Origin of the sequence: Vibrio campbellii CAIM 519 = NBRC 15631 = ATCC 25920 (assembly GCF_002163755.1) — a bacterium.
Lineage (GTDB): Bacteria > Pseudomonadota > Gammaproteobacteria > Enterobacterales > Vibrionaceae > Vibrio > Vibrio campbellii.
The window spans coordinates 442,718-455,042 of sequence record NZ_CP015863.1 but is presented as its reverse complement, the minus strand read 5'-3'; the positions used below and the strand labels follow the sequence as shown (position 1 = coordinate 455,042).

At 45.5% G+C, this 12,325-nt stretch carries 9 protein-coding genes; 2 read left to right on the top strand and 7 right to left on the bottom strand.

From position 1 onward, the window contains the following. Positions 1 to 105: 105 nt before the first annotated feature. The 7 genes from ilvN to A8140_RS02260 form a co-directional block, all read right to left on the bottom strand. Positions 106 to 600, bottom strand: coding sequence for an acetolactate synthase small subunit (gene ilvN / locus A8140_RS02290; protein ID WP_005430438.1), 495 nt, complete (start codon positions 598 to 600; stop codon positions 106 to 108). A gap of 1 nt (position 601) precedes the next feature. Then, entirely contained in the window at positions 602 to 2,326 is a 1,725-nt protein-coding gene (locus tag A8140_RS02285; protein ID WP_005528626.1) for an acetolactate synthase 3 large subunit, read from the bottom strand. A 448-nt stretch (positions 2,327 to 2,774) separates the two neighbouring features. Continuing rightward, positions 2,775 to 4,583: an AMP-dependent synthetase/ligase gene (locus A8140_RS02280; RefSeq protein WP_005528624.1), complete on the bottom strand. Its 1,809-nt coding sequence runs from the start codon at positions 4,581 to 4,583 to the stop codon at positions 2,775 to 2,777. Between the two features lie 299 nt (positions 4,584 to 4,882). After that, positions 4,883 to 5,842 (bottom strand): LysR family transcriptional regulator CalR, encoded by a 960-nt coding sequence (gene calR, locus A8140_RS02275; protein WP_005528622.1) that lies wholly within the window; start codon positions 5,840 to 5,842, stop codon positions 4,883 to 4,885. A gap of 530 nt (positions 5,843 to 6,372) precedes the next feature. Further along, positions 6,373 to 7,419, bottom strand: coding sequence for an MJ1255/VC2487 family glycosyltransferase (locus A8140_RS02270; RefSeq protein WP_005528620.1), 1,047 nt, complete (start codon positions 7,417 to 7,419; stop codon positions 6,373 to 6,375). A gap of 3 nt (positions 7,420 to 7,422) precedes the next feature. Continuing rightward, positions 7,423 to 7,971, bottom strand: coding sequence for a phosphatase PAP2 family protein (locus A8140_RS02265; RefSeq protein ID WP_005528618.1), 549 nt, complete (start codon positions 7,969 to 7,971; stop codon positions 7,423 to 7,425). 211 nt (positions 7,972 to 8,182) lie between these two features. Beyond that, positions 8,183 to 8,974 (bottom strand): SH3 domain-containing protein, encoded by a 792-nt coding sequence (locus A8140_RS02260; RefSeq protein WP_005528616.1) that lies wholly within the window; start codon positions 8,972 to 8,974, stop codon positions 8,183 to 8,185. A gap of 570 nt (positions 8,975 to 9,544) precedes the next feature. Here A8140_RS02260 and leuA point away from each other — a divergent pair. After that, positions 9,545 to 11,092 (top strand): 2-isopropylmalate synthase, encoded by a 1,548-nt coding sequence (leuA, locus tag A8140_RS02245; protein WP_005528614.1) that lies wholly within the window; start codon positions 9,545 to 9,547, stop codon positions 11,090 to 11,092. 86 nt (positions 11,093 to 11,178) lie between these two features. Continuing rightward, positions 11,179 to 12,270 carry a 3-isopropylmalate dehydrogenase gene (gene leuB, locus A8140_RS02240; RefSeq protein WP_005430431.1) on the top strand — a complete coding sequence of 364 codons (1,092 nt, stop codon included), beginning with the start codon at positions 11,179 to 11,181 and terminating at the stop codon, positions 12,268 to 12,270. Positions 12,271 to 12,325 lie beyond the last annotated feature (55 nt).

Genomic DNA, 12,325 nt, shown 5'->3' with positions numbered 1-12,325 from the left:
ACTACTCACATTGTTTACGAAAACGTCAATTATATCATTATTTGTTGTTTTCTAAACAAAAAGCCATCGATGAACGATGGCTTTTCTGAAATACACTTGGTTTCATTAAGGTTTAAGGCAACGCTCTCCACGAGCAATACCAACCACACCACTACGAGCTACTTCCACGACTTCAGTTACTTCAGAAATCGCTTGGATGAAAGCATCCAGCTTCTCACTCGTGCCCGCTAACTGAACTGTATACTGAGAAGCGGTCACATCCACAATTTGGCCACGGAAGATATCAGCCGTGCGCTTAACTTCAGCGCGAGCAAAACCACTTGCTTTTACCTTCACCATCATCAGCTCGCGCTCAATATGCTCGAACTCTGTCACTTCTTGAACTTTCAGCACATCAATCAATTTGTGCAGCTGCTTTTGGATTTGCTCAAGCTGCATTTCATCGGATGTGGTCGTGATGTTCAAACGCGATAACGTTTCATCATCGGTTGGTGATACGTTCAAAGACTCGATGTTATAACCACGCTGCGAAAACAGACCAACAACACGAGACAAAGCACCAGGTTGGTTTTCCATTAGCAAAGAAATAATGTGTCTCATATTAAGTACGCTCCGTTTTGCTTAGCCACATCTTGTCCATACCCTCGCCTTTGATCTGCATTGGGTAAACGTGTTCGGTTTCATCTACGTTGATGTCGACAAACACCAAACGATCTTTCATGTCTAACGCTTTTTGTAGACCCGCTTCAAGCTGATCTGGCGTTTCGATACGAATACCGACGTGACCATAAGCTTCTGCAATCGCTGCAAAATCAGGAACAGAACTCATGTATGAATTGGAGTGACGACCTTGGTAAATAATGTCTTGCCACTGTTTTACCATGCCTAGGAATCGGTTGTTCAGGTTGATGATCTTCACAGGTATGTCGTATTGCATTGCAGTCGACAACTCCTGAATATTCATCTGAATACTCCCGTCACCAGTCACCACCACCACTTCTTCTTCTGGCATCGCGAACTTCACGCCCATACCAGCAGGCAGACCGAAGCCCATGGTGCCAAGGCCACCAGAGTTGATCCAACGGCGTGGCTTATTAAATGGGTAGTAAAGCGCCGCAAACATTTGGTGCTGACCAACATCAGACGCCACGTAAGCATCACCATTGGTCAGCTTGTGTAGGGTTTCAATCACCTGTTGAGGCTTGATACGCTCAGGAGAGGTTTCGTAGGCCAGACACTGACGATCACGCCATACTTGGATCTCTTCCCACCACTGGGTGATCGCACCTTGATCGTTGCTGCTGCCTTGCTCTTTCAATAGGCCCATCATGGTTGCCAAGACTTTATCCGCCGAGCCTACGATTGGCAGATCCACTTTCACGTTTTTAGAAATGGAAGAAGGATCGATGTCAATGTGCATCACTTTGGCATTCGGACAGTACTTCTCTAGGTTGTTGGTGGTACGGTCGTCAAAACGGACCCCAATACCGAAGATAAGATCCGCTTCGTGCATCGCCATATTGGCTTCATAGGTACCATGCATGCCTAACATGCCCAGCGAGTTTTTATGCGTACCAGGGAAAGCACCTAACCCCATCAATGTACTTACCACAGGCAAGTTCAATTCATCTGATAGCGCTTGGATGTGCTCATTGGCACCAGAAATAACGGCACCACCACCGATGTACAATACAGGCTTCTTCGCCTCAACAAGCGACTTCAATGCTTTTTTGATCTGACCTTTGTGACCTGATGTCGTCGGTTTGTATGAACGCATCGAAATGCTTTCTGGATACTCGTAAGGAAGCTTGATTTGCGGGTTCAAAATGTCTTTTGGCAAATCAATCACAACCGGACCAGGACGGCCAGTTGTCGAGATGTAAAACGCCTTTTTGATCGTCTCTGGAATGTCTTCTGCTTTTTTTACTAAGAAGCTGTGTTTCACTACTGGGCGCGATACACCCACGATGTCACACTCTTGAAAGGCATCATTACCAATCAGGTTGTTTGGCACGTTGCCTGAAATGACGATCATTGGAATGGAGTCCATGTACGCCGTCGCAATACCCGTGATGGTATTGGTCGCGCCTGGACCCGAACACACCAGTACTACACCCGGCTTACCCGTTGCTCGGGCATAGCCATCCGCCATATGAGTGGCAGCTTGTTCATGTCTTACTAGTACGTGTTTGATTTGATCGGTTTTGGCGTGCAGGGCATCGTAGATATCTAAAACGGAACCACCTGGGTAACCAAAGATTTGTTCTACGCTCTCTTCGATCAGAGATTGCACTACCATCTCTGCGCCTGACAACATTGCTGTCATAATTGCTCTCCTTACCAGTTTTCCTCACCGTAAGGCCAACGGTTTGGTCTGGTTTTACATAGTCTAGGTCTTATTCGTAGCCTAATAGAAATACTTCCACTTTTTCAGCTATGTCTTACGCCTGTCATAACAAAACGCAAGGTAACACAACAAATGTAACGTTTTATTATCAACGGGTCTAATGAGAGGTAAATCAAATTTTAAACAAGATGCTTTAAATTAGAACAAAGTCAGGGTTAGACGCTACCAATAGAGAGCATTTTAGAATCAACAAAATATATACACTGAAAATAAAGTGAATAATTTTACTAAAAATAGCGACCCAGAGTGTTTTTTTCTCTTTGTAGAGAGGAAAGAAGTGTGAAAAGCGGTCATAAAAAATCCCCAGCAGCACAATATTAGGCAACTGGGGATAATTTCATCAATCTGAAATCTAAGTCAGCTTAAGTTACTTTTTATCTGACTTTTCGTTGTACATTTCTTCGATTTCATCTTGGTATTTGTCGTTGATGACTTTTCGACGAAGTTTTTGTGTTGGGGTCAACTCACCATCATCCATCGAGAACGCTTTCGGCAACAGTTTGAATTTCTTAACCTGTTCAAACTTAGCCAGTTCTTTCTGAAGGTCATTAACACGCTTCTCAAGCATCTCGACAATTTGGTGGTGTTTGATCAACTCAACACGATCGTGGTACTTGATGTTCAGCTCTTTCGCGTACTGTTCTAGCGAGTCATAACAAGGAACGATAAGCGCGGATACAAACTTACGTGTATCAGCAATAACCGCGATCTGCTCGATGAAGTGGTCTTTACCAATCGCACCTTCTACGACCTGAGGTGCAATGTACTTACCGTTTGAGGTCTTCATCAGTTCTTTAATACGATCAGTAATGAACAGGTTGCCATTCTCATCAATGTAGCCTGCATCACCCGTCTTCAAGAAACCATGCTCGTCGAATGTCTTCTCGGTCTCTTCTGGCATTTTGTAGTAGCCACGCATCACCATTGGGCCACGAACTAAGATCTCATTATTTTCGCCGATCTTAACTTGCGCACCCGGCATTGCCATACCGATAGAGCTTGGATCAAAACATTGGTCATCCCAACATGAAACCGTTGCTGTGGTTTCTGTCATGCCGTAGCCAAGCTTCACGTTGATGCCAATTGCGTGGAAGAAGCGACCAATTGTTTCATCCAACTTCGCACCACCACATGGCATGAAGTTAATGCGGCCACCAAGTAATGCACGTAGCTTGCTCAGAACCAGTTTATCCGCCAGAGCATACGACTTGCGCAGCATCAACGATGGCTTGCGACCTTCTTGATGACATGCCGCCATCTTCGCGCCCATGTTTACAGCCCAAGTGAACATGATCTTACGCTGAACAGGTGCTCGAGACACTTTCTCATGAATAGCAGAGAAGATTTTCTCATAGAAGCGAGGTACTGCACTCATGACTGTAGGGCGTACTTCGCTCAGCGCATCACGCACTTGCATCGTGTCTTGCAGATAACAGTTAGTTCCGCCCTTGTAGAGCACGTAGAATGTCCACGCACGTTCAAATACGTGTGATAGTGGTAGGAAACATAGCGATACGTCGTCTTCCGTCAAGCTTAGGCGTTGATCGTGACCTTCAAGCTGCGCAGAGATGTTAGCGTAATCCAACATCACGCCTTTTGGCTGACCTGTCGTGCCCGAAGTGTAAATCAGAGTCAGTAAATCATCTTCTTGTGCTTGCTCTAAGCGAACCTCAAGCTCAGCGTGCTGGCTATTGTCCCCCTTGGCAATAAAGTCTTGCCAAGACATCGCAAAGGCATGCTCACCCAGATCAATGTCGTCTGACATTGCAACGATAAGCTCAAGCTGCTGACATTCGTCGTAGATGCTAACTGCTGCATCAAACTGTGGCTGCTCACCAACGAACAGCACTTTTACGTCTGCGTTATCGATGATGTAAGCAGACTGTGCTGCCGTGTTAGTTGGGTAAATCGGTACAGTCACGCCACGCAATTGCAACGCTGCAAAGTCAGCAATCGTCCACTGCGGCATATTGTTTGAGAAGATACCGATCTTATCTTGAACGCCCAATCCCTGAGCCAAAAGCGCAAGTGATAAAGCATCTACTTGCTGACCAAATTGCTCCCAAGTAATACCTTGCCATGTGTCGCCGACTTTATGTTTAAGCGCAACACGAGTACTACCCTTCGCAATTTGTTCACGAATACGTTTTACGATATGAAAATCTAACTTGGCCATTCTTTACATTACCTTTTGGCTTACAGGCGTAAGCTATTTGAGCGCACAAGTGTAACCTCGAAGCTTAAAAACGCAACTGACCATTATCAAACTTATTATTATAAAGAGACGACTATCACTAATGAGAGCATAGCTCATGTTTGAGTGATGAAGGTTTAATCAACTTAAGTCGCTGTTTCAGTTGTCATTTGGTGGATATAAAAAGACCCCGAAAGACGGCAATCTCTCGGGGCCAAGGAATTGTAAAAATTGATGATTACAAATCCAGTCTGACCAGTTAGTCAGGCTAAAAAATCGGCTTATTTAAGTGCTACCACTTCACCACAAGTGATCATTAGCTGATCACGTAGCCAGATGTGACCTTTGTCTTTCTCACTTGACTCGTGCCAGCTTAGATAACCGCTGATTTCTTTGTTTTCAAATGGGAAATCTAGGATTTGCAGTCGGTCGCTGTTTACTGCGTTTTCTGCCATCCAACGTGGTGCGATAGTTATAAGCTCAGACTGACTTACTACGTAAAGCAGGTTGCTTAGGCTTGAACCTTCGTACGCTGCTTGGCAATCAAGCTCGCGGTACGCTTGCTCAGAGAAGCTGCGTTGACCATGTACGCGTGAAAGTTTCGCGTGTTTTTCGTTGATCAGTTGCTCAGCTGATACACCACCTTGAATGCGAGGGTGCGTCTTAGAAGCAATCACAACTAACTCATCTTTGAAGATTTCAGTGCTTGAGAAACCTTGGTCATCGAAACGAGCGTAGTCGATTACGAAGTCGATTTCTTGGTAGCGCATACGCTCTGAAAGAAGGCGATCAAATTCCGCATCTAGGTGAAGTTGTACGCTTGGCGCCTGCTCATTGATGTTCGCCATAATGCGAGGTGCGAAACGCATGTCACATGGGCTACAAATCGCGAGCTTAAATAGACGAGTTGAAGACTCAGGTTGGAATACTGAGCTCGGCAATTCGTTGCGGATAAGTTGCAGTGCTTGGCGGATTGGGCCAAACAGCTGACGAGCGCGTTGAGTTGGTTGAATACCACGACCCTGACGCATAAATAGCTCATCATTAAACATCACTTTTAGGCGAGCAACCGCGTTGCTTACCGCTGGTTGTGACATACCTAGATTGTGTGCTGCACGAGTAATGTTTTGCTCTTGCATCACAGCATCAAATACAGTCAATAGATTTAAATCTACACCACGCAATGTGCTTTCCATACGGTAGCTAGCAATTGCGCTCATCGCGTCTTTTTTATCTAACATGGAGTGCGCCTCTTATGTAATCGTCAACTTGGTTCAATGAATTCTTAACGAATAGAATCCCTTCGCACACAGACGACCGTGGCTGGATTCGAATCATTTGTAAGGAATAGAAAACCGAATTTGTATTATATTTATCGTCCGGATATTTCCGGCTTGAACCGTACTATCAACTAATCGATTAAGGTTTATCAACTAGATTGATATTTAATCATTAAATTTTAGCCAATTAGGTATTTATTCGTTAATTATCATGGCCTTAAGAAAACATAAAAAAGTATAAAACAACGAATTCAGAGATTTCTGACAACTTATTTAGCAAGTAAATGACAATCTACAGGTAGCACTTTATTCATTTACTGAGATTATCTTTCGCATTTCGATTCAAAAGGCAGTATCAATAGTTCGGTTCACAAAATGCACAAATCAGTTAAAGAGGCAGCGAAATTACCGTGAATAGAAATGATCGTAGGGGCATAAAAATGCAGCCAATCAGGTCATGAATGACTGCGAGTATTCAATACCAAAAGCGGCTAAAGACTGGATACATAGCTAGGAAAATCGACCTGCTCCCAGAGCTGCTCAGAGAGCTTTTCAGTTGTATCCCAAGCCCCTTGCAATACCCAACTGGCAATCGCTTTTGCCACATCGGGATACTTCACACTTTCTGCTTGTTGTTCCTTTAGCCACTGACGCACTATCGAGATATCGAGATTGTCCATCGAAGTCGCCAGCCCAAGGTCTTCCAAAGTGGCGACATTACTCTGCTGTTCGAATTGCCCAGCTAACGGTTTGAGCAAAAGTTTCTTACCTAACGAAAGTGCCTCTGATGGCAGTTCAAAACCACCATTGGCAATCACACCACTGCAACGCTGCAGATGATGTTGGAAGTTGGTATGGCATAAAGGTCTCAACTCGATGTTTTCAATTCGCTCACACTCAATCACATTCGGGTGATAGCAAACAAAACTCTGCTGATTGAAATGAAACAGCAAGTCACTGATGTCTTCTATAGATTCAAACGGCAGATAAACCAACACAAAATCTTCATTGCCTGAGGCATGGTCAAGAGTATGTACAATCGGAGGAAGAATAGGTTGGTCAAAGTGATACCAATGTAGCCCTAGATGATGCTGAGAAGGGGCAAAATGTTCGATCACGGATTTATCAAACCAACTCGCCCCTTTCTGTGGTACAGGATAGCGAAAGGCATTCTGGTGACTGATGCCGATACATGGCTTGTTTTGCTTGCGTGCAGCCCAAGCAGAGACTGGCTCAAAGTCGTTAATAACTAGATCATAAGAAGAGAGATCAAGATGCTGTACTTCTTTGAAAAACTGGAGCAGATTGTTGTTCAGCGCCGTTTTGGTGTAGTTCACTGAGCCCTTTTCTGTGACAAAAGTGAAACCACGCCTTGTCTGATAGTCACCAAATGCTTCCATCGAGAAGTACTTGTCTGGTTCACGGCCTGAGAAGAGAAAGTCCACCTGCACCTCGTGTGCTTTAAATGCCTCACTCATTGCTCGTGCCCGAGCAATATGGCCGTTTCCTGTACCTTGGACACCGTAAAGGATTTTCATCAATTAGCCTCCCACTATGGCTAGCGCAATGGAACCACAAAGGCTGCCTAACAGCGCGCCGATGATGATATCTGTGAAAAAATGCACTCCAAGCAGAATGCGAGAAATACCAATTAGCCCTGCCCAAACAAAAGCAAACGTGCCCAGTTCAGGATAAAAATGATTGATGAGCGTCGCCATCACGAAACCTGCAGCCGTGTGGCCTGAGGGGAGACTGTAGCGATCAGAGGGGGTTATAAACGCAGGAAGCAATGCGCTAAGTTCTTCAGGACGACGGCGTTTAAAACTGTTTTTTAACGCCCAGTAGATTGGCAGCTCTATGGCAAACGCAATGAGTCCAGCGAGCAAGAACCATTGCCCTTGCTGCTTATCAAGAAACCACGCTAGCAGGCCCAGCACCAAGTAGAGATGCCCATCTCCACTGTGTGATACGCCTTTACTGATATTAGCGACTTGTTGATTGAAGCGGTGCTGCAAACACACACTGGAGAATGCCAAATCGAATTTAGCAATACTTGCTATTGGTTGGGTTATTGTCTCTAAAGCTCGCATGTAACTGTCCTTTACTTTGACAACGACTTTGTATGAAAAGTAGGCGTTGAAAGTGACAACTACATGACGGGAACTTGGACAATTAATGACAACGACCAAGCATAGAGAGAAGAGCAGAAAAAAGGGACAAAAATAGCTTTATAGAAAAGCTCGGCGATAACTGAATTATCGACCGAACTTGCCACCCTAGGGTGTTATCTATGATTTGTCGTTAGGACGGGTTGGCGTTCGCCACTGGCACATCGATATACCAGACTTTGCGTTGCTTTCGACAAGCTCTCAGCGCGCCCTTCGTGATGTGACCATCTTTGGTCAACTCGTAGCTCAGGTCACGGCAAGTGTAGCTACCGAACAACTCATTATCTTTGGATTTCTCTGCTGATGGAGCCTCACTACTTAGCAAAGGGTTCGGCTTGATGGAAAGAATATCGCGATTTACGACGTTACTGCGCGCATAGTCTTTATGTACATAACCGCAGATCATGCCTTTTTGTTCAACCAAGAGCCAAGGTTCACCCTCCACTTTCGCTAAGGCATTAAACACTTCCCCTTTACTTAACTCCCCCAACTTCTCTCCTTGTAAGTTCGGTTCAGCGCGCAGGTTGAGTGTGGTTTTAGAACGATAGGACACATCCATAAATTCAAGTGTACTGGAGGTATCCACCCCCTCGACAACCGGGCGACTCACTTCAGCCTCTTTCCATTGATTTGGCTGAACGCGAATCTTCCACCAGGTGTAAGTGTCGGGATCTTTGCCTTTAAACTTATCACGGTTATCTGATTCCAATGCCACCAGCATCTGGTTCAAAAATGACTCTCGACCATCTTCACTCAAATACTGATCCATTTGATGATTGATCGCCATAACACTTTTTGCATGGTCATCTTTCATCACAGAAGAAGTCGTTTGTGTCGGTGCTCCAAACTGCAACAGCTGGCAACCAGACAAAGAGATCACCGCTAAAGCCAGAGCAGAACGTCCAAATTGTTTTGCCAAATTCATTAATCCCTAACCTGTTTGTGCTAAAACTCTACAAATGCAACCGCTCTACTATAAAACGCTCTGATAGAAAGATACCAACCAATTGATCCCTTTGTGTGATAGCTCGCAAAGCATGCGGTATAAAACCGTCCTCTCCAGCGCTCTTCTCATCATTAAGACACCAGCCCCACGGCTTTGTGAGACTCACGCACCTCACCTTCTGAACGAAATAAAAACAATTCATGCTACGAATACTCACCAACATCTGAACTGCCTAAGAAAGTCATTAACAGAAATCCACTCATCCGATATGAATAAAAAATCGACTTTAGGGTTGACGTGTTCCATTGAGTGCGGTACTAATTTGTTAACTTTATTTTGTGGAATGCTTAACAACTATGTCAGCACGTTTTTCTATCCTGCTTAGCCTCCTCCTGATCGTGACCAATTCGCGCGGGTAGGCTGTGGAAGAAAAATAACCACACCAATTTCTAAGAAACCCGCATGCAAATGCGGGTTTTTTTATATCTAAATACCGGAAGTAAACGATTAAATTGCACGAAAAGTGCAGAAATCATGAAGGAAGCAAACATGAACGATCAGGTCATTATATTCGACACCACATTGCGTGATGGCGAACAAGCGTTGTCAGCAAGCTTGACGGTTAAAGAAAAACTGCAAATTGCCTATGCGCTGGAAAGGCTAGGCGTTGATGTTATCGAAGCGGGTTTTCCTGTTTCTTCTCCGGGTGATTTCGAGTCCGTACAAACCATCGCAAAACACATTAAAAACAGCCGAGTTTGTGCCCTTTCGCGTGCCGTTGCGAAAGACATCGATGCTGCCGCTGAAGCACTAAAAGTCGCAGATGCATTCCGAATCCACACTTTCATCTCAACTTCGACTGTTCACGTTCAAGACAAACTGCGCCGCAGCTACGACGATGTTGTAGAAATGGGCGTGAAAGCCGTAAAACACGCACGTAACTACACCGATGACGTTGAGTTTTCTTGTGAAGATGCTGGTCGCACCCCTATCGACAATCTATGTCGTATGGTTGAAGCGGCTATCGATGCTGGCGCAAGCACCATCAATATCCCAGATACCGTTGGCTACACAGTACCAAGTGAATTTGGCGGCATCATTGAGACCCTATTCAGCCGCGTACCAAACATCGACAAAGCGATCATCTCTGTTCACTGCCACGATGATTTGGGTATGTCTGTTGCCAATTCTATCGCTGCCGTTCAAGCGGGCGCTCGTCAGGTAGAGGGCACTATCAACGGTATCGGTGAGCGTGCGGGTAACTGTTCTCTTGAAGAAATCGCGATGATCCTAAAAACACGCCAAGAGTTCATGGGTGTGCATACCGGTCTAAAACACGACGAAATCCACCGTACCAGCAAGTTGGTCAGCCAGCTTTGTAACATGCCAATCCAGAGCAACAAAGCTATCGTTGGTGCTAACGCGTTCAGCCACTCTTCAGGTATTCACCAAGATGGCATGCTAAAGAACAAAAACACTTACGAGATCATGACGCCTGAGTCGATTGGTCTTAAGAACCAAGCATTGAACCTAACCAGTCGCAGTGGCCGTGCTGCGGTTAAGAGCCACATGGACGCGATGGGCTACAAGGAAGAAGAGTACAACCTAGATGCGCTGTACGAAGACTTCTTGAAGCTTGCTGACCGCAAAGGTCAGGTGTTCGACTACGATCTAGAAGCGCTAATGCACTTCTCGAACTTGCGCGAAGAAGACGACTTCTACAAGTTGAACTATCTAAGCGTGCAATCTGGCAGCGTAATGGCAACCACCAGCGTCAAAATGCAATGTGGCGATGAAGAAATGTGTGAAGCTGCCGTCGGTAATGGCCCAGTTGATGCGCTATACCAATGTATCTACCGCGTGACAGGTTACGAAATCGTCCTAGACAAGTTTGACCTAACCGCAAAAGGCGAAGGTGAAGATGGCCTGGGCCAAGCAGATATCATCGCCAACTACAAAGGCCGCAAGTACCACGGCACTGGCGTTTCTACCGACATTGTAGAAGCATCTGGCCAAGCGCTATTACACGTTATCAATAGCATTCATCGTGCCGATAAGATTGAAGAGATGAAGCAAAAGAGAATTGCAACGGTTTAATCATTAATTCAAGGAGCTTGAGTCCCGCAACGCAGGCTCCAACCAAATTCATTTTTAGACAAGCTCAAAAAATTTAAAGGATTAACATGACAGACAAATCATACAAAATTGCCGTTTTACCAGGCGACGGCATCGGCCCAGAAGTAATGGCGCAAGCACATAAAGTGTTGGATGCAATCGAAAAGAAGCACGGCATTGCGTTTGAGCGTGACGAGCACGATGTAGGTGGTATCGCGATCGATAATCACGGTTGCCCACTTCCAGAAAGCACAGTAAAAGCGTGTGAAGAGTCTGATGCAGTCCTATTCGGCTCAGTTGGCGGTCCTAAGTGGGAACACTTGCCACCAAATGACCAACCTGAACGCGGTGCCCTACTACCACTACGCAAGCACTTCCAACTGTTCTGTAATCTACGCCCAGCACAAATTCACTCAGGTCTTGAAGCTTTCTCACCACTACGCGCAGACATCTCAGGTCGCGGCTTTGATATCGTTGTTGTTCGTGAACTAACAGGCGGTATCTATTTCGGCCAACCGAAAGGTCGTGAAGGTGAAGGGCCGACAGAAAAAGCGTTCGACACTGAGGTGTACCACCGCTACGAGATTGAACGCATTGCAAAAATTGCCTTTGAGTCTGCTCGTCTACGTCGTAAGAAAGTGTGCTCAATCGACAAAGCGAACGTTCTACAAAGCTCTATCCTATGGCGTGAAGTGGTCGAAGAAATCGCAAAAGACTACCCAGATGTCGAGCTATCACACATGTATATTGATAACGCAACCATGCAGCTTATCAAAGACCCAGCACAGTTCGACGTAATGCTATGTTCAAACATCTTCGGCGACATCATTTCTGATGAGTGCGCGATGATCACTGGCTCTATGGGTATGTTGCCATCAGCAAGCCTAAACGAAAGCAAATTCGGTCTGTACGAGCCAGCTGGTGGCAGTGCACCAGATATCGCAGGTAAGAACATCGCTAACCCAGTGGCGCAAATCCTATCTGCGGCACTGATGCTGCGTTACAGCCTAGGTGAAGAAACGGCGGCACAAGACATCGAAACGGCCGTTTCAAAAGCACTATCTGCAGGTGAGCTAACGGGTGACCTTGCCGGTGACAACCCAGCACTTTCGACGTCTGAGATGGGCGATAAGATCGCTGAGTACATCTTAAACTCTTAATACAGCACGACTTAATAATAATTATTTGCTCCTGATGAGCCGTTGTCGGGAGCTA